Genomic DNA, 17627 nt, shown 5'->3' with positions numbered 1-17627 from the left:
TTACTCAGAAAACATGCCAATATATAAATCACCTTGATCATTCATTGAAGCGCGGAACATCCCAGCCGTATTAAATTCCATGACCACTTCACCCGTTTTGTCAATTGCAATGAGTCCACCGTCACCACCCATTTCAGGAACTTTCTTTTGAATTACTTCTTTGGCAGCTTCTTTTAAAGTCATGCCTTTGTAAGCCATCAATGCCGAAATATCATGAGCTACCATGCCTCTAATAAAAAATTCACCCCAACCCGTACAGGAGACCCCGCATGTACCATTATTTGCATAGGTGCCGGCTCCAATGATTGGAGAATCACCAACCCGACCCCAACGTTTGTTCATCATACCGCCGGTAGAAGTACCCGCTGCTAAATTCCCGTTTTTATCAAGGGCCACACAACCTACGGTTCCAAACTTAGAATCTTTAATCTTGGAATCATAAAAACCTTGCTTTTGGGACGATTTCTTTTTCTTTTCGGCTTCCTGAAGTCGTTTTAGGGATTGTACCCGATTTTCAACAATAAAATATGAAGGCTCAACAGTAGATAACCCTTGTTCATTAGCATAAATATCTGCTCCTTGACTAGCCATCATGACATGTGGTGATTTTTCCATGATAACCCGCGCCAAAGAAATGGGGTTTTTAACAGTTTTGGTTCCAGCCGAAGCTCCAGCATTCAGTGTTTTTCCATCCATAATGGAAGCATCCAATTCGGCAGTCCCTTCATTGGTTAAAACAGCACCCTTCCCAGCGTTGAATAATGGCGAATCCTCCAAAACATTGATAGTTCTCTCCACAGCATCCAAACTACTACCTCCATCTTTCAAGATTTGATGTCCCACTTTTATTGCTTCCTCAAGCTTATCCCGATATTGCTTTTCTTGCTCAGCACTCATGTTCTCACGAAGAATGGTTCCGGCACCACCATGAATAACAATAGCAAAGGATTGGGGTTTGGTTTCCGATTTTTCCAAAGAAGAAAATCCCTGGTCTATCTTCCCTTGATTTTGGGATTGATGACATGACAGTAGCCAAAAAAATACCAGAAATATAGGTGCAATTGATTTCATCATTTGGAGTCTTAATAAGAACAATAAAGTTAACATTTTTGAACCAACATCATTTAAATAAGCCACTTAATATTAGTACCTTCGCAAAAAACACAGCTATAAATTATAAAAAAACTAATTATGCAAGCAGTTGCAACCGATTTTGGAATCGAAAAAGCACTAAACGAATTAGGTGTTAAAGGAATAAATCCAGGAACATCCACAGGAGTAAATTGCTTTGGTGAAGGAGACATCATTGAGAGTTATTCTCCCGTTGATGGCCAATTAATTGCCAAGGTAACTTCCACCACAAAGGATGATTATGAAAAAATGATGAAGACCGCTTCAGAAGCATTCAAAACCTGGCGATTAAAGCCCGCTCCATTACGGGGTGAAATAGTAAGACAGTTTGGAGACAAGCTTCGAGAAAAGAAGGAAGCTTTAGGCAAATTGGTTTCTTATGAAATGGGAAAAAGTTATCAAGAAGGCTTAGGAGAAGTTCAGGAAATGATTGATATCTGTGACTTTGCAGTAGGTCTTTCACGTCAACTTCATGGATTTACAATGCACAGTGAGCGCCCTGGGCATAGAATGTATGAACAATACCACCCTCTGGGAATTGTAGGTATTATTTCTGCTTTCAATTTCCCTGTGGCGGTTTGGAGTTGGAACACGGCACTTGCTTGGATCTGCGGTGATGTATGCGTTTGGAAACCTAGTGAAAAAGCACCTCTTTGTGGCATTGCTTGTCAAAATTTAATCGCCGAAGTTCTAAAAAACAATGACCTTCCAGAAGGAATTTCTTGTCTAGTTAATGGGGATTACAAGGTTGGAGAATATATGACCAAAGACCAAAGAGTCCCATTGATTTCAGCTACTGGCTCAACCCGAATGGGTAAAATCGTGGCTCAAGAGGTGGCAGCAAGACTTGGAAAGAGTTTACTGGAATTGGGAGGTAATAATGCCATTATTGTCACTCCTGATGCTGATATCAAAATGACGGTGATAGGAGCTGTTTTTGGGGCTGTAGGAACCTGTGGTCAACGTTGTACTTCTACCCGTCGTCTTATTATCCATGAGAGTGTTTATGACCAAGTGAAGGATGCCTTAGTTGCAGCATACAACCAGTTAAGAATAGGTAATCCATTGGATGAAAATAATCACGTGGGTCCACTTATCGATCAAGATGCCGTTTCTATGTATCTGCACGCTTTAGAAAAAGTAGTTGAAGAAGGAGGAACTGTTTTGGTTGACGGTGGTGTTTTTGAAGGAGAAGGTTATGAGAGTGGGTGTTATGTAAAACCTGCCATTGCAGAAGCTAAAAACAGTTTTGAGATTGTTCAACACGAAACCTTTGCTCCCATTTTATACCTTATGAAATACTCTGGAGATGTTGCAAATGCTATTGAAATCCAAAACGGAGTGGTTCAAGGCCTGTCTTCAGCAATAATGACCAATAATTTAAGAGAAGCTGAAAGATTCCTATCTCATGCCGGTTCAGATTGTGGTATTGCCAATGTAAACATCGGAACTTCAGGCGCCGAAATTGGAGGTGCTTTTGGAGGTGAAAAAGAAACTGGTGGCGGCCGTGAATCAGGTTCTGATGCATGGAAAGTGTATATGCGCAGGCAGACCAATACCATTAACTACACAACAGAGCTTCCTTTAGCGCAAGGAATCAAGTTTGATTTATAAAAAACAAAAACTCTATATTCAAAACCGTTTCCTCACCGAAACGGTTTTTTTATTCCCATACTTACTGATTCAGTACAACATAAATTAGCTAATTTAGGAGACATTAAATGGATAAAACATCAACCATGAAATACCCTGAAACAAAAAAAGGGGATTCCAAATCTACCTATTTTGGAGCCGAAATACTTGACCCTTACCGCTGGCTAGAAGATGATCAAAGTAAAGACACTAAAGATTGGGTGAAAGCTCAAAATGAAGTTACCAATCAATATTTAAATCAAATCGATTATCGTAACACCATTGCTAAAAAACTGAAAGGATTATGGGATTATGAAAAGGTTGGGGCGCCATTTCAAGAGGGAAACGAGACCTATTATTATAAAAATAATGGTGTTCAAAACCACAGTGTTTTATATCGAAAAAGGGAAGTTGGAGATGATGAAGTTTTTTTAGATCCCAACTCATTTTCAAAAGACGGAACCAAATCCCTGTCTCAAATCAGTTTTACCAAAGATGGTTCCTTGGCAGCTTATTCGGTTTCTGAAGGTGGTAGCGATTGGAGAAAAGTAGTTGTGATAGACACACAAACTAAAGAACAGATAGGAGATTCTTTGGTTGATATAAAATTCAGTCAATTATCATGGAAAGGCAATGAGGGTTTCTACTACTCTAGTTATGACAAACCAAAAGGAAGCGAATTGTCCTCAAAAACAGACCAACATAAAGTTTACTATCATAAAATAGGAACCAAGCAAAGGCAAGATCTAAAAATTTATGGGTTTACAGCAGAGGAAAAGCACCGTTATATTTATGCTACTGTAACGAAAGATAATAGATATCTCATTTTGACCCCTAGAGTTTCTACCTCAGGAAACAAGTTATTCCTAAAAGACCTTCAAAATGAAGCAACACCCCTTTTAACTGTTTTGGATCACTGTGATTCGGACACCTATTTACTAGACAATAATGAAACCCATCTGTTTCTATACACGAACTTGAAGGCTCCTAATGGAAAAATCGTTATGGTTGATGCAAGGAATCCAACACCGGAAAATTGGATTGATCTAATTCCTGAAACAGAATATGTTTTAACTCCATCCAAAGGTGCTGGATTTATTTTTGCTGAATACATGACAGATGCCATTTGTTCGATTAAACAATATCAATATAATGGTGTTCTAGTAAGAACTATTGATCTACCCGGAAAGGGGAGCACTACTCCTATCTCTGGAAAAGAAAATCAAAAACTACTTTATTACAGTTTTACCAATTACAAGACCCCTAATAGCATCTATGAATTTGATCCCACTTCTGGAAAATCAAGTTTATATTGGAAACCAAAAATCGATTTCAATTCCTCTGATTATACAAGTGAACAGGTTTTTTATCGTTCAAAGGATGGGACTAAAATCCCAATGATCATCACTTATAAAAAAGGATTGAAGCGTCATGGAAAAAATCCTACCATGCTTTATGGTTATGGAGGGTTTAATATCAGTCTAACTCCTTCTTTTAGTGTCGTCAATGCGGTTTGGTTAGATTTAGGCGGTATTTATGCTGTCCCTAATTTGCGTGGTGGCGGTGAATATGGTAAAAACTGGCATATTTCGGGAACACAAAGACAAAAACAAAATGTATTTGATGACTTTATTGCAGCCGCGGAATATTTGATTGAAAAACAGTACACCGCTTCAGAGTTTTTAGCTATTTCTGGTCGATCCAATGGTGGATTGCTCGTTGGTACCACAATGACCCAAAGACCAGATTTAATGAAAGTGGCACTACCCGGCGTAGGTGTTCTAGACATGTTACGATACCATACCTTTACAGCGGGTGCAGGTTGGGCCTATGATTATGGAACTGTTGAGGATAGTGAAGCTATGTTCAATTACCTCTTGGGGTATTCGCCAGTTCATAACGTAAAAAACAACAAAATATATCCGGCTACCCTTATCACTACCGCCGATCACGATGATAGGGTGGTTCCAGCACATAGTTATAAATTTGCAGCAGAACTTCAACAAAAACAAACTGGGGAAAATCCGGTATTAATTCGTATCGACATCAATGCTGGTCATGGTGAAGGAAAACCAATCTCTTTACAAATGCAAGAATGGGCAGATATTTATGGCTTTACGTTATTTAATATGGGTTATAAAGAACTTCCTGCTGAAGTACATGAAAAAATAAAGGGCTAGGGCATTTTTTATTGGTATTTTTGCACATGCTTAAAGTAAATCACCTCTCATTTTCTTATAATAAAACACCTATTTTACAAGACATTTCGTTTGAAGTCTTACCAGGTGAACATGTTTCCATAATTGGTGAAAGCGGGTCTGGAAAAAGTACGCTTTTAAAACTTCTATATGGTGAAATGGATTTGGACCATGGACAGATTTTTTGGAAAGATACCGAAGTGCTTGGACCTAAACACAATCTAGTTGTTGGTTACCCTTTCATGAAATACGTAGCTCAGGAATTTGATTTAATGCCTTTTATTACGGTGGAAGAAAACGTGGGAAAACATCTTTCCAATTTTTATCCGGAAGAAAAACAGAAGCGCGTTGAAGAATTGCTTGAAGTAGTTGGTCTTACGGAATTTGCAAAAGTAAAGGTAAAAACACTAAGTGGTGGACAAAAACAGCGTGTAGCCCTAGCTAGAGCAATTGCCAAAGAGCCCGAAATTATGTTACTCGATGAACCCTTTGGACATATTGATAATTTTAAAAAACACCCATTAAGAAGGAATTTCTTCAACTACTTAAAACGAAACAATGTTAGTTGCGTGGTGGCAACCCATGATAAAGAGGATGTACTCCCTTATTCTGATAAAATGATTGTTCTGAATGATCACAAAATTCTAGAACAAGGCACACCCATGTCCCTGTATAATCACCCGAAAAACAAATTAGTTGCTTCCTTCTTTGAAGAATACAATAAGATTGATGAGGAGATTGTTTATGCCCACCAATTAAAAGTAGTTAATCACTCGGAAATGGAATCTGTTATCAAAAAATCCTATTTTTTAGGACAAACCTTTTTGATAGAAGCCATATACAAAGGAAAATCCATTTACTTTCATCATGCTCATGCTTTGGAAGAAGGAGAAACAGTCTTTCTTTCTATAAGTAAATAATTTACTCGATTTTCGTTATTTCAAAGGTTTGACCATTAAAGTTTATGGTGTCTTCAAGTTGTTTTCCAATTAAAATTTTACCCATGGGAGTATTTGGTGATATGGCATAAAAAGCTATTCCATCCGCACTTAATTCACCTAAACTAACAGCAATATAATAGTTGTGTCTTGAAGTATAGACTACACTACCTAGCCCAATTTTTTCAGATACATGCTTCGGATTAATCCTATTTAAGATTTCCAAAAGTTTTTCTGTTTCTGACAGTTGGTTACCTGCTTTTTCACGTTCTAATTGCAACATAGCTCTTCCTGTTTCGTGCTTATCACCCGCACTACTCTTTGTTTCAGATAGCATGGACTCTTGAATTTCAAAAATGCCTTTTTGAATAGCCTTAATCCGAGTTTTGGTCATTTCCAAACAGATATTAAGAAGTTCTTCCTTTATCATCAATCTAATAATTCTGCCAATTCCTTACCAATTAAACTACCAATTGCTACACCCATCCCTCCCAGTCTAACACCAGCAAAAACATGGTTTGATAATTGTTTGACAATGGGCGCTTTTGTCTCGCCAACACCCATTATACCGCTCCATCTATGATCAATTTCAATAGGTTTATTGGGTAGTATGACCGTTTTTAATAAGGCTTCCAATGAATTCTGTATTAATTCAGTTTGGTTTAATTCAACTGTTTCTTCCCCTTTGAAATCTAAATTTCTACCGCCTCCAAGCAAAATTCTATTATCGATATTTCTAAAGTAATAATATCCTTGATCCAAATGAAATGTTCCCTTGACGTGTAAATCTTCTATTGGTTTGGTAATAAGGACCTGTGCTCTAGCGGGTTTAACAGATAATTCCAATAATTGTGTTGCAAATCCATTGTTTGCTATAAATAGTTTAGAGGTACTAAACTCAAATTCTTTAGTCTTTATCTGAACACCATGATTCGTTTCTAAAAATGACGACACCTCTATTCCATTCAGTATTTTGATTCCTTTATTTTGGACCATTTGCAATAATCTTTCCATCATCCTTCCAGTATCTAGCTGCCCTTCAAATGGATTAAAAACATATTGGTCTTCAATATTTTGAAACCCAAATTTATTTTCACAAACCTGAAATACATTTTTATTAAATAGTGGCTGTAATAACTTGTTAACTCGAGAAATGTTTTCCATGCATTCCTCATAAATGGGATCTTTTTTAAGAAACAGTTCATACCCCCCATTTGGATCATACCCCATTCCCTTATCCCCCACCAGCTTTCTTAAGAGTTCTAATCCTTTAATACGCTTTTTGGCAAGTTCAAATACTGCAGTTTCCGATTGGGTTTTTAAATCATCTAAAAGTTCGCTCAAACTTCCAAAACATGCAAAACCAGCATTCTTAGTACTAGCGCCTTGGGGCAAAATTCCTTTTTCCAAAATCAAAATACTAGACTCCGGGAATCTTTCCTTTAGATTTAAAGCAGTATTCAGCCCAACAATACCACTCCCTATAATGGTGAAATCTACATTTGTGAGCCACGATTTTATTTCCCAATAAGATAAATTCATATAAAAAAGGCCCCTAATTGGGGCCTTGATAATTTAAAAGATTCTATTTAGTTAACTATTATTTTCTTGGTAACCTTTTTGGAACCATCCATAATGTTTAATAAATACAAGCCAGATTGAACATTATTCAATTGTATTGTTTCAGAAAAATCTCCAGAAGCGGTATATTCATTTTTAAATACTTGTCTTCCTCTAATATCAAAAACTTCCAATCCTACCTGACTTGATGTAGGTCTAAACTTCACGGTGAAATTTCCATTGTTAGGATTTGGATAAACAGCAAGGTCATTAATTTCAAATGATTCAGTCGATAATACTGGAGCTACATCTTCACTACATAACTGTATCGTAAATGTATTAAGTGTTCCTCCTGATCCATCAACAACTACATCTTTAAAATAAACAATCCAATCACCGGCACTATTCTCACCAACAGCATCTGTGAAATTAGTCAATGAGTATGGTGTAAATTCAGTGTCATCGTTAGTAGAACAAGTAGGATCAACACCATCCAATCCAAACCATTTATCCATATCTGCATTTGTACAAGAAGTTTCATTGTACCAGATACCTGTATTTAATGCAGTTGACCATGGAAACCAAAACAACACATTAACTTGACCCATATTTGGGTGCGTGATATCCACATGTGTTTTAATATCTGAGATGGTAAAGGAATCATTTATAGTCATAGATATTCCAGGATAACTATTGTCACTACTTTCTGTTATAGCTGCATCTAGATTAAATGTGTAATCTTCACAAACGTTTACTGTTTCATAAACATAATCCCCTACTGCAAAGAACTTTTGGTTCACAGAGAAAAAGATATTTCCAGCAGCCTCTACCATAATTCGGCAGTAAGGCGCAGAAACATTAGGTACTGTGATAGCTTCTGAACCATCATTAGGAGTATTTGCGGCTAATATGGTACCATATGTCAGTCCGCCATCAGTTGATAATAAAATATTTACATTAGCCGTATTGACACCATTTCCTGTAGTTCCTGCAACATCCCATGTAACTGTTTCTGTTTCGTTTGGAGTCCAAACCAACTGATCTTCTGTTTGAGAAGTTACCAAGAAAGGTCCAGCACTTGTAGTAACAGTGGCAGTCATTTCATCTACAGCAGTTTGACCTCCAGCTTCATCATTGTCTCTTACGGTAAGTCTGAAGTTTAAATCTCTGGCTACACCAGATAATTTTTCCCAATCAGTAGATCCGTTGGTGATGTACAAATCTTGTAAATTAGGAATGTATCTTATTGGGTTTTCAGTGCCTTTAAATGATCTTACCATTGGTCCAGACGCCGTAGTCTCTGTTGGAACACCAGCTGGTCCTAAATCATATTGCTCCCAAGTAAATGTATGCGTATCTATTCCGTCTACATCTGTTGATGCTCCCATTAACTTATAAGGGGTTAACATAGGAATTAAGTAATCAGAACCAGCATCAGAAGTAGGAGCACTGTTTCCTGTATCGGTAGTAGTAGCACAGTTTGCAGAAGTGGTTATAACATCCCACATCATTTGTAAACTCTTTTGATGAAAATAATCATCACTATTACTTTGAATGTTTTGAGGAGCACAAATGCCCGCATAAGCCATTATAGTTGTTCCACTACCTGGTTCATAAGCATTGGATGCGGTACGATTACTTCCTGCACAGTTACCTGTATTACCATTAAAAGTGTGAGGTGCACCGAATTGATGACCAATTTCATGAGCCACATAATCCACATCATAGGCATCCCCTACTGGTGATGGCGATCCTGTAATTCCTCTTGCTTTTTGAGTACTATTACAAACAACACCTAATCCAGCTAAACCTCCTCCACCAGTACTAAATGTATGGCCAATGTCATAATTGGCTGTACCTATAACGCTGGTAATTATCGTTTGACTTTGGTTTATTAAGGTAGATGCATTGTTATTATCAAAGCTATCAGAAGTAATATAAATAATATCTAAGTTATCTGGGACCAAGGTCATCGTTACAGATAAATCTTGCTCATAAATACCATTTACACGTGTCATTGTGACTACCATGGCAGCTAAAACCGCAGCTTTTTTATCTGCTTCAGAATCTAATACTGTTAACCCAGCAGCCATCCAATGAAATTCTGAGTATTCTATAGTAGAAGCTAGTGCCAACCTATAATCTCTCAATAAGCCATCATCTGCATTAAAAAACTGAGATTGAACATTGTTCTTATTTGAATCCATTGAATCATCCTCGAATTCACAAACAAAATCATTTATCACAGGCAAATCCTTTTTAGAATAAACCATATATGTGTCCTCACTATTCATGTAAGGATCGATATATTCTGTTGCTTCAATGTTTCCTAGCGTCATGGTATGTAATCCCTTAGGAGTTATACTGAAGCGTATTTTTCTGCCTGGATGATTTATACTTGTACCTTCATACGAGCGAATATTAGGGAAATTTGCTTGTAAATCCTCATGCATAACAGAAGCCTCTTTAATCCTAAAAGCTTCAAAGCCTCCTAGAGAATTAGGAAATTCAATGATTAAATTAGAAGTTCCTTGGTTGGTTCTTCTATTTGGTGCACTCTGCAATTTGGACTTTAACAAGTCCAAATCCAATTGGTAAAATTCTGCTTTTGAAGGGAAGGCCTTTCCAAAAGCCAAAGTGGCATTTCTTGTATTTTTATTGGTTGTCTTTGTCCAAACACCTTTTTCATTTTGTGAAAAAAGTGATAATGAAAAACCAAAAATCAATAAAAAAAGAAATGATTTTGTGTAATTTTTTCTCATTTTTATACTAGTTAATTGATTATTTAAAATTATGACCTTATTTTCATTAGTGCAAAGTTTTAACATGATTACTTTTAAAAATGTCTTAATCAAATCAACTATTATAATTTTAGTTTTTCTAATTCCCTCGTGTAAATCTTCGAAGGATTCTAACAAAAACTTCAGCAGTTCCACTTCTGTCCATTGCCCAGAAACTGGCACTTGCAATTTAGAAACACTTACTTCAAAGAACCTTGTCTTACTAAAAGATAACATTGGCAGCCTTTATCCCGAAATTCAGGATGGAAATCATTGTGTTATCTCTTTTGAATTTAAAAAGAATGTAGATCCCAACTTACAGGATGCAAGTTACACCGAATTGGTGATTTTTGAATTACCCCAAAATTTTGACAAAAACATATACGAAAATCAGGATTTGGAGAAACTCAATATGGTTTTTGGAAGATTATGCTTTTGTCGAGGTCAAACGGGCTATTACCCCATAAAGACTGGGTCTCTTAAGTTTGTAGAAAAAGAAGGAGAAGTGTTTTTTCAATTAGATTTTCAAATGGACGAGGTCCCTCAAATAGTATCACAAATAGAAGGTAAAATTAAGGCATAAAAAACTCCGGATTAACCGGAGTTTTATTTTTATTCTTCTTCTACCTTAGGAGCTATTTTAAAATCCTCCATGAACTTAGTGGTATAATTTCCAGCCAAATAATCTGGATGATCCATCAATTGCCTATGAAAAGGAATAGTGGTTTTAATACCCTCTATTACAAATTCATCCAAGGCACGTTTCATTTTGTGGATCGCCTCTTCCCTAGTTTGAGCCGTTGTAATCAACTTGGCTATCATGGAATCATAATTGGGTGGAATGGTATATCCCGCATATACATGCGTATCCAAACGTACACCATGTCCTCCAGGAGCGTGTAAGGTTGTAATTTTCCCCGGTGAAGGCCTAAAATCGTTATACGGATCTTCGGCATTAATTCTACATTCTATAGAATGAAGATTTGGCAAATAATTCTTTCCAGAAATTGGAACACCAGCAGCAACCAAAATTTGTTCTCTAATCAAGTCAAAATCAATCACCTGCTCGGTAATTGGGTGCTCAACTTGAATACGGGTATTCATCTCCATAAAATAAAAATTACGGTGCTTATCCACCAAGAATTCAATGGTTCCTGCACCTTCGTAATTGATATATTCCGCAGCCTTAACAGCCGCCTTACCCATGGCATCTCTTAATTCATCAGTCATAAAAGGGGAAGGCACTTCCTCTGTAAGCTTTTGGTGACGACGTTGAATGGAACAATCTCTTTCTGATAAATGACAAGCCTTACCTGTAGAATCACCTACAACTTGGATTTCTATATGTCGAGGCTCTTCAATAAGCTTCTCCATATACATATCATCATTTCCAAATGCTGCTTTAGATTCTTGTCTAGCAGAATCCCAAGCGGCTTTTAGATTTTCCTTTTTCCAAACCGCACGCATACCTCTACCTCCACCTCCTGCGGAAGCTTTAAGCATGACAGGATAACCTGTTTCTTCTGCTATTCTTTCACAGTCTTCATAGGTTTCAATAATACCATCACTACCCGGAACACAAGGCACTCCAGCTTCTTTCATAGTTGCCTTTGCCGTAGCCTTATCTCCCATTTTTTCAATCATATCGGCAGAAGCTCCAATAAACTTTATTTTGTGCTCTTCGCAGATTTTAGAGAATTTGGCATTTTCCGAAAGGAATCCATATCCAGGGTGAATAGCATCTGCATTTGTAATTTCCGCAGCTGCAATGATATTTGAAATTTTTAAGTAAGAATCTGTACTGGATGGAGGACCGATACATACGGCCTCATCTGCAAACTTTACGTGAAGACTTTCAGCATCAGCAGTAGAATACACAGCCACTGTTTTGATGCCCATTTCTTTACAGGTCCTAATAACACGTAGTGCTATTTCACCTCTATTGGCTATTAATACTTTTTTAAACATAATTTTTTCCAATTTTCAATCTTCAAAAAGCAAATTCCCAATTAACTTGTGGAATTTGAGAATTGAAATTTGTGATAAATAAGTTTAAGCAGGATCAACCAAGAATAATGGTTGGTCAAATTCTACTGGTGATGAATCGTCAACCAATACTTTTACAACTTTTCCTGAAACCTCTGATTCAATTTCATTGAATAATTTCATAGCCTCAATAATACATAACACATCTCCCTCCTTGATCGTTTGGCCAACTTCAACAAATGTTGGTTTATCTGGAGATGGTTTGCGATAGAATGTTCCAATAATTGGAGATTTTATAGTTATGTATTTAGAATCTTCTGTCGTTGTTGCAGGAGCTACTGGCGCCGCATCACTAGTTGCAGGAGCAGGAGCAGCCGGTGCAGCTACTGCAGGTGTTTGAGCCACATGGGCACCCATTGGAACCTGATGAACGTATGTTGTCGTTTCTTTGTCATCAGATCCTGTTTTAATGGTTATTTTAACATCATCTGTTTCCAATTTAACCTCACTTGCACCAGATTTTGCTACAAATTTGATTAAGTTTTGAATGTCTTTTAAATCCATAGTTTCTTTTTGTTAAAAATTCTATTAGTTGTCTTAGTTAGGAGTTATAAGCCCATTTCAGGTAAATAGAACCCCAAGTAAATCCACCTCCAAAAGCGGCGAAGACCAAATTATCACCTTTCTTGAATTGTTTTTCAAAATCACTTAATAATAATGGTAAAGTGGCTGAAGTTGTATTACCGTATCTTTGTATATTCTTTAATACTTTAGAATCATCGAGTTTCATTCTGTTGGCAGTAGCATCGATAATTCTAAGGTTTGCTTGGTGAGGAACTAACCAATCCACATCTTCATGTGATAGGTTGTTTCTGGTCATTATTTTTTCGGCAACATCGGCCATATTGGACACAGCAAATTTGAAAACCGTTTTTCCATCTTGGTGCACGAAATGCTGACCTTTCTCTACAGTTTCTTTTGATGGTGGCAAAATGGATCCTCCTGCTTCAATTTTAAGGAATTCTCGTCCTTGTCCATCACTTCTCAAGTATTCATCCTGCAGACCAAGTCCCTCTTCATTTGGTTCCAACAAAACGGCTCCAGCACCATCTCCAAAAATAATACAGGTTGCTCTATCAGTGTAATCAATAATAGAGGACATCTTATCAGCTCCAATGATTAGAACCTTTTTATATCTGCCTGATTCAATATAAGCAGCTCCAGTAGACATAGCGTATAAAAAACTGGAACATGCCGCCTGCAAATCATATCCAAAAGCATTAGTTGCTCCTATTTGTGTTGCCGTGTAAACAGCCGTTGAGGCTACCATTATATCTGGCGTAGCTGTTGCAACAATCACCAAATCGATTTCTTTTGGATCTAAATTTTTCTTCTTTAATAAATCTTTGGCTGCTTCTATGGCAAGGAAAGAAGTTCCTTGTCCTTCTTCTTTGAGAATACGTCTCTCTTTGATTCCAGTCCTAGTGGTAATCCATTCATCATTGGTATCGACCATGGTTTCAAGTAACTTGTTGGTCAACACGAAATCTGGCACATAAGCACCTACAGCTGTTATGGCTGCTGAGATTTTACTCATAGCTATTAAATTAACTGACCCAAAAAACGGCACAAAAAAGGCTATTTAACCCCAAAAAGTTAAAAAAACACTCCGTTTTGGTTAAATTTTATGCAAATTAAGTTGTTTTTGACTTCTATAAAAATTTATCACAAAAAAAACGCTCACAGGTGAGCGTTTTAATATATGCGCGCATAGTACTTATGCTAAATTTTCTTCTGCCTCAGAGTTGTCAATCAACACTTGTCCTCTGTAGTAAAGCTTTCCTTCATGCCAATGAGCTCTATGGTATAAGTGAGCTTCCCCAGTAGTAGGACACGTAGCAATTTGCGGAACAGTTGCCTTATAATGTGTTCTTCTCTTATCTCTTCTAGTTTTGGATATTTTTCTCTTAGGATGTGCCATTATTCTTTATTTTTTATCCGTTAATAGTTTCTTTAATGTATTCCATCGAGGATCTGTTTCCTCTGTATCTTCCTTTATTTCTTTATCCTGCTTTGGACTAAGTTGCTCAAGCTTCTTAAGTATTTCAGAATCTAACGTGCCGTCCTTTACACCTGGATGAATTCGCTTTGCTGGAACTGACAAAATTATCAATTCATAAATATATTGTTGAACGTTAATTTGATATTCTCCATGAGGAATAAACAACAAATCTGGTTCTTCATCATTATATTCTTCACCAAATTTAACAACCAAATCAAATGTATTAGCAATTGGCTGATCATAAGGCTCATTAGTCAAATCACAATTGACATTGACAAATCCTTGAATATCAAAATGCAACTCCATAAGAGTTGTTTTTTTATTTAATTCAATTTGAACCTTAACTTCGGCACTGTTATACTCTTGAAACTCAAAATGCTCAAAGAACCTATTAGTGATCTCGTACTCAAATTGATGTTTCCCTAATTTTAATCCAACGAATTGGATATTAAACTCCTTCAATGACTTCATTATCACATCTTATTTGAGCCCGCAAATATACAAAATTTATTTACTCTAGGAATGTTTATAAACATTTTTTTGTTTATAACTTTTTCTGCTTCAATTTTAAAGGGTTTTGGGTAAGTTTCTCATACTCATTACGATTCCTAAAAATACTGATTGCCTTAAAAACTGCTTCTTTAAAGGAGGTCTCATCTGCCTCTCCTTTTCCTGCAATTTCATACGCTGTACCATGATCTGGCGAGGTTCTCACCTTTGTCAAGCCCGCTGTAAAATTAACCCCTTTCCCAAAAGCCAAGGTTTTGAAAGGTATAAGCCCTTGGTCATGGTAAGCCGCAATAATCGCATCAAAATTTTGATAATTTTTGGATCCAAAAAAGCTGTCAGCAGAATAAGGTCCATAAACCAAGTCCCCTTTTTCACGAATTTCAAGTAGGGTCGGCTTCAAAACTTCATCATCTTCTTTTCCTATTACACCATTGTCGCCCGTATGCGGATTAATGCCTAAAACAGCAACCTTTGGTTTTGCAATCTGGAAATCCATTTTCAAAGAATCCATCACCATGGCAACCTTTTCTTTAATCAACTTTTTTGTAATATGATTAGCGACCTCCTTTACTGGAACATGATCAGTAAGCAAACCAACTCTTAAATCATCATGAATCATGAACATTAAACTTTTCCCGCCTAGCTCTTTCGCCAAATAATCTGTATGACCTGGAAATTGAAAATCTTTTGACTGAATGTTATGTTTATTAATAGGTGCCGTTACCAAAACATCGACTTGACCACTCTTTAAGGCCTTCGTAGCCGAAAACAGAGATTTGATGGCAAAATCTCCAACTACTGGATCTTCTTTACCAAAATTTATATTAACTCCAGAATTCCAAGCATTGTAAACATTAATCTTACCTGGAACCACCTTATTTAGATCATTGATTCCATTTAGGTTAAGTGTTAAGCCTAATTGTTTTTTTATAAAAGAGACCACCTTAACAGAGGCAAAAATGACAGGGGTGCAAAATTCCAGCATTCTGGGGTCCTCAAAAGTTTTAAGAGCCACTTCTGGACCAATCCCATTTAAATCTCCTATAGAAATACCAACGATAATATTTTCTTCTTGCTTCATGAAGTTAAGATAACTTTTGTTTGTAATTTTATCCATGCAAATTTAACCAAATAAATGACAACCATGTTTACGGGAATTATTGAAGATTTAGGAATTGTAAAGGATATATCGCAAGAAGACTCCAACATGCATATTACCATTGAATGTTCATTCACCAATGAATTAAAAATAGACCAAAGTGTTGCCCATAATGGTGTATGTCTTACCGTAGTACAAATAAATGATAGCCTATATACCGTAACAGCCATAGACGAAACTCTAAACAAGACCAATTTAAGGTCTTTAAAAAAAGGGGATTATGTGAACTTGGAAAGAGCTATGAAATTAGGTGATCGATTGGATGGACATATTGTTCAAGGCCATGTTGACCAAACTGCCCAATGCAAAAATATTGAAAATCAGGATGGAAGTTGGATTTTTACTTTTGAATATGATGCCACTCTAAACAATATAACCATAGAAAAGGGCTCTATCACTGTTAATGGTGTCAGCTTAACCGTTGTAAATTCCAAAACAAATGAATTTAGCGTAGCAATCATACCATACACTTTAGAACATACCAATTTCAAAAACCTAAAGGAAGGAGATCAAGTTAATTTAGAATTTGATGTTATTGGGAAATACGTGAATCGTTTAATGGAAAAACGAAATTAATTTCTCTTTAATAACCCTTTATATAGAGATCTAATACCGAGTAAAGATCCTATAACAAAACAAGCAAGCAATCCTCCATCTATAGGTAAACCTACTGGAGGAGGTGGCATTCCTTCCGGCGATGGCATTGGTGGCGTCTCTTGCGCAACGCAAATTAGATCTGTCGACACTATTAAAATGAGTGTTAGTATGGTTTTGGGGTATGCTTTCATTTGTTTATAAATGTATAAAAAAATGATTTTCAACAAAATAAATTGTTTAAAAACCCTATTAAATCAAAAATTTTGGATTAAAAATACTTCCTCAAATTTCTAAAGTCAAATATAATTTTTTTTTAAACTTTGAATTAGAGGACACTATTAAATTTTGGAGGGATTCTTTTAGCATTTTGTCAAATATACCGAACAATTTTAAAAAATGCAGTTGAACATAAGAAAAAAAATGTTTAACGATTTAATAATCAATAAAAAAGCCTCAAATATCGAACTGATATTTAAGGCTCTCTTTAATATGTGGTCCCAACTGGGCTCGAACCAGTGACCCTCTGATTATGAGTCAGATGCTCTAACCAACTGAGCTATGGGACCGCTGTACAAAAGTACACTTTAAACACTCTATATAAAAGAGTGTGCAATATTACTACATATTTTAAAACCTCACAACATTTTTTAGTCTCGAATCTCTTGACATAATTCCACCAAAACTCCGTTTGTAGTCTTTGGGTGTAAAAAGGCAACCAACTTGTTATCTGCTCCCTTTTTGGGCTCTTTATTTAAAATTGTAAACCCTTCCTGCTCCAACCGCTGCAATTCTTGGACTATATCTTCTACATCAAATGCGATGTGATGAATCCCTTCTCCTTTCTTCTCTATAAACTTGGCTATAGGACTGTCTGGGTTTGTAGCCTCCAATAATTCAATTTTATTCAACCCTACCTTAAAAAATGATGTTTTGACTCCCTCAGTTAATACCTCTTCAATTTTATAATGTGGTTCTCCAAATAATTTTTCGAAAAGCTGATTAGAATTCTCAAGGCTTTTTACTGCAATGCCAATGTGTTCAATTTTATTCATTATTTTTACTTATTGAAGTTAA

16 protein-coding genes and 1 tRNA gene are annotated in these 17627 nt (G+C 36.4%); 5 read left to right on the top strand and 12 right to left on the bottom strand.

All coding sequences use genetic code 11. From position 1 onward, the window contains the following. Positions 1 to 1071: an isoaspartyl peptidase/L-asparaginase gene (locus tag GZ212_RS02250; RefSeq protein ID WP_166957259.1), complete on the bottom strand. Its 1071-nt coding sequence runs from the start codon at positions 1069 to 1071 to the stop codon at positions 1 to 3. Between the two features lie 120 nt (positions 1072 to 1191). Here GZ212_RS02250 and GZ212_RS02245 point away from each other — a divergent pair, with 120 nt between their 5' ends. From GZ212_RS02245 to GZ212_RS02235, 3 genes are all read left to right on the top strand, one after another. Next, positions 1192 to 2745, top strand: a complete 1554-nt coding sequence (locus GZ212_RS02245) for an aldehyde dehydrogenase family protein (RefSeq protein ID WP_166956904.1) — start codon at positions 1192 to 1194, stop codon at positions 2743 to 2745. A 107-nt stretch (positions 2746 to 2852) separates the two neighbouring features. Further along, positions 2853 to 4943 carry a prolyl oligopeptidase family protein gene (locus tag GZ212_RS02240; protein WP_166956902.1) on the top strand — a complete coding sequence of 697 codons (2091 nt, stop codon included), beginning with the start codon at positions 2853 to 2855 and terminating at the stop codon, positions 4941 to 4943. A gap of 26 nt (positions 4944 to 4969) precedes the next feature. Next, entirely contained in the window at positions 4970 to 5881 is a 912-nt protein-coding gene (locus tag GZ212_RS02235) for an ABC transporter ATP-binding protein (protein WP_166956901.1), read from the top strand. 1 nt (position 5882) lies between these two features. Here GZ212_RS02235 and GZ212_RS02230 read toward each other — a convergent pair whose 3' ends face one another. From GZ212_RS02230 to GZ212_RS02220, 3 genes are read right to left on the bottom strand one after another with little or no spacing between them, the layout of a single operon-like run. Beyond that, positions 5883 to 6329, bottom strand: coding sequence for a 3-oxoacyl-ACP synthase (locus GZ212_RS02230; RefSeq protein ID WP_336245943.1), 447 nt, complete (start codon positions 6327 to 6329; stop codon positions 5883 to 5885). Beyond that, positions 6329 to 7441 carry an FAD-binding oxidoreductase gene (locus GZ212_RS02225; protein ID WP_166956897.1) on the bottom strand — a complete coding sequence of 371 codons (1113 nt, stop codon included), beginning with the start codon at positions 7439 to 7441 and terminating at the stop codon, positions 6329 to 6331. The genes GZ212_RS02230 and GZ212_RS02225 overlap by 1 nt, the downstream gene beginning before the upstream one ends. 47 nt (positions 7442 to 7488) lie before the next feature. After that, a complete protein-coding gene (locus tag GZ212_RS02220; protein ID WP_166956895.1) occupies positions 7489 to 10221 on the bottom strand; it encodes a reprolysin-like metallopeptidase in 2733 nt (910 codons plus the stop codon). A gap of 31 nt (positions 10222 to 10252) precedes the next feature. On the opposite strand from GZ212_RS02220, the gene GZ212_RS02215 reads away from it, so the two are divergent. Next, positions 10253 to 10822 (top strand): hypothetical protein, encoded by a 570-nt coding sequence (locus GZ212_RS02215; protein ID WP_166956893.1) that lies wholly within the window; start codon positions 10253 to 10255, stop codon positions 10820 to 10822. 29 nt (positions 10823 to 10851) lie between these two features. Here GZ212_RS02215 and accC read toward each other — a convergent pair whose 3' ends face one another. The 6 genes from accC to pdxA all read right to left on the bottom strand — a co-directional run bounded on the left by accC (position 10852) and on the right by pdxA (position 15878). Then, positions 10852 to 12207: an acetyl-CoA carboxylase biotin carboxylase subunit gene (gene accC / locus GZ212_RS02210; RefSeq protein WP_166956891.1), complete on the bottom strand. Its 1356-nt coding sequence runs from the start codon at positions 12205 to 12207 to the stop codon at positions 10852 to 10854. 84 nt (positions 12208 to 12291) lie between these two features. Beyond that, complete coding sequence (gene accB / locus GZ212_RS02205) at positions 12292 to 12789, bottom strand: acetyl-CoA carboxylase biotin carboxyl carrier protein (RefSeq protein ID WP_053970853.1); 498 nt, start codon at positions 12787 to 12789, stop codon at positions 12292 to 12294. Positions 12790 to 12826: 37 nt separating this feature from the next. After that, positions 12827 to 13822 (bottom strand): beta-ketoacyl-ACP synthase III, encoded by a 996-nt coding sequence (locus tag GZ212_RS02200; RefSeq protein WP_166956889.1) that lies wholly within the window; start codon positions 13820 to 13822, stop codon positions 12827 to 12829. A gap of 180 nt (positions 13823 to 14002) precedes the next feature. Beyond that, positions 14003 to 14206 carry a 50S ribosomal protein L32 gene (gene rpmF, locus GZ212_RS02195; protein ID WP_053970851.1) on the bottom strand — a complete coding sequence of 68 codons (204 nt, stop codon included), beginning with the start codon at positions 14204 to 14206 and terminating at the stop codon, positions 14003 to 14005. A 6-nt stretch (positions 14207 to 14212) separates the two neighbouring features. Beyond that, positions 14213 to 14758 carry a DUF177 domain-containing protein gene (locus GZ212_RS02190; RefSeq protein WP_166956887.1) on the bottom strand — a complete coding sequence of 182 codons (546 nt, stop codon included), beginning with the start codon at positions 14756 to 14758 and terminating at the stop codon, positions 14213 to 14215. 73 nt (positions 14759 to 14831) lie between these two features. Further along, on the bottom strand, positions 14832 to 15878 hold the full coding sequence (gene pdxA / locus GZ212_RS02185) for a 4-hydroxythreonine-4-phosphate dehydrogenase PdxA (RefSeq protein WP_166956885.1): 1047 nt from the start codon (positions 15876 to 15878) through the stop codon (positions 14832 to 14834). Between the two features lie 63 nt (positions 15879 to 15941). Between pdxA and GZ212_RS02180 the strand changes: the two genes are divergently transcribed. After that, positions 15942 to 16532 (top strand): riboflavin synthase, encoded by a 591-nt coding sequence (locus tag GZ212_RS02180; protein ID WP_166957257.1) that lies wholly within the window; start codon positions 15942 to 15944, stop codon positions 16530 to 16532. Between the two features lie 513 nt (positions 16533 to 17045). On the opposite strand, the gene GZ212_RS02175 is transcribed toward GZ212_RS02180, so the two are convergent. Further along, a tRNA-Ile gene (locus tag GZ212_RS02175) sits at positions 17046 to 17119 on the bottom strand. Positions 17120 to 17200: 81 nt separating this feature from the next. Continuing rightward, complete coding sequence (gene mce, locus GZ212_RS02170; protein ID WP_166956883.1) at positions 17201 to 17605, bottom strand: methylmalonyl-CoA epimerase; 405 nt, start codon at positions 17603 to 17605, stop codon at positions 17201 to 17203. Positions 17606 to 17627 lie beyond the last annotated feature (22 nt).

The sequence above is a fragment of the Mangrovimonas sp. CR14 genome (genome assembly GCF_011764015.1).
Lineage (GTDB): Bacteria > Bacteroidota > Bacteroidia > Flavobacteriales > Flavobacteriaceae > Mangrovimonas > Mangrovimonas futianensis.
Note: the sequence above shows the minus strand (reverse complement) of the source record. Positions and strands in the feature narration are given on the sequence as shown.

What these genes read in the sequence shown, in the direction of transcription:
- GZ212_RS02250 (WP_166957259.1), bottom strand. Translation starts at nt 1,071, where the DNA reads ATGAAATCAATTGCACCTATATTTCTGGTATTTTTTTGGCTACTGTCA.
- GZ212_RS02245 (WP_166956904.1), top strand. Translation starts at nt 1,192, where the DNA reads ATGCAAGCAGTTGCAACCGATTTTGGAATCGAAAAAGCACTAAACGAA.
- GZ212_RS02240 (WP_166956902.1), top strand. Translation starts at nt 2,853, where the DNA reads ATGGATAAAACATCAACCATGAAATACCCTGAAACAAAAAAAGGGGAT.
- GZ212_RS02235 (WP_166956901.1), top strand. Translation starts at nt 4,970, where the DNA reads ATGCTTAAAGTAAATCACCTCTCATTTTCTTATAATAAAACACCTATT.
- GZ212_RS02230 (WP_336245943.1), bottom strand. Translation starts at nt 6,329, where the DNA reads ATGATAAAGGAAGAACTTCTTAATATCTGTTTGGAAATGACCAAAACT.
- GZ212_RS02225 (WP_166956897.1), bottom strand. Translation starts at nt 7,441, where the DNA reads ATGAATTTATCTTATTGGGAAATAAAATCGTGGCTCACAAATGTAGAT.
- GZ212_RS02220 (WP_166956895.1), bottom strand. Translation starts at nt 10,221, where the DNA reads ATGAGAAAAAATTACACAAAATCATTTCTTTTTTTATTGATTTTTGGT.
- GZ212_RS02215 (WP_166956893.1), top strand. Translation starts at nt 10,253, where the DNA reads ATGACCTTATTTTCATTAGTGCAAAGTTTTAACATGATTACTTTTAAA.
- accC (WP_166956891.1), bottom strand. Translation starts at nt 12,207, where the DNA reads ATGTTTAAAAAAGTATTAATAGCCAATAGAGGTGAAATAGCACTACGT.
- accB (WP_053970853.1), bottom strand. Translation starts at nt 12,789, where the DNA reads ATGGATTTAAAAGACATTCAAAACTTAATCAAATTTGTAGCAAAATCT.
- GZ212_RS02200 (WP_166956889.1), bottom strand. Translation starts at nt 13,822, where the DNA reads ATGAGTAAAATCTCAGCAGCCATAACAGCTGTAGGTGCTTATGTGCCA.
- rpmF (WP_053970851.1), bottom strand. Translation starts at nt 14,206, where the DNA reads ATGGCACATCCTAAGAGAAAAATATCCAAAACTAGAAGAGATAAGAGA.
- GZ212_RS02190 (WP_166956887.1), bottom strand. Translation starts at nt 14,758, where the DNA reads ATGAAGTCATTGAAGGAGTTTAATATCCAATTCGTTGGATTAAAATTA.
- pdxA (WP_166956885.1), bottom strand. Translation starts at nt 15,878, where the DNA reads ATGAAGCAAGAAGAAAATATTATCGTTGGTATTTCTATAGGAGATTTA.
- GZ212_RS02180 (WP_166957257.1), top strand. Translation starts at nt 15,942, where the DNA reads ATGTTTACGGGAATTATTGAAGATTTAGGAATTGTAAAGGATATATCG.
- mce (WP_166956883.1), bottom strand. Translation starts at nt 17,605, where the DNA reads ATGAATAAAATTGAACACATTGGCATTGCAGTAAAAAGCCTTGAGAAT.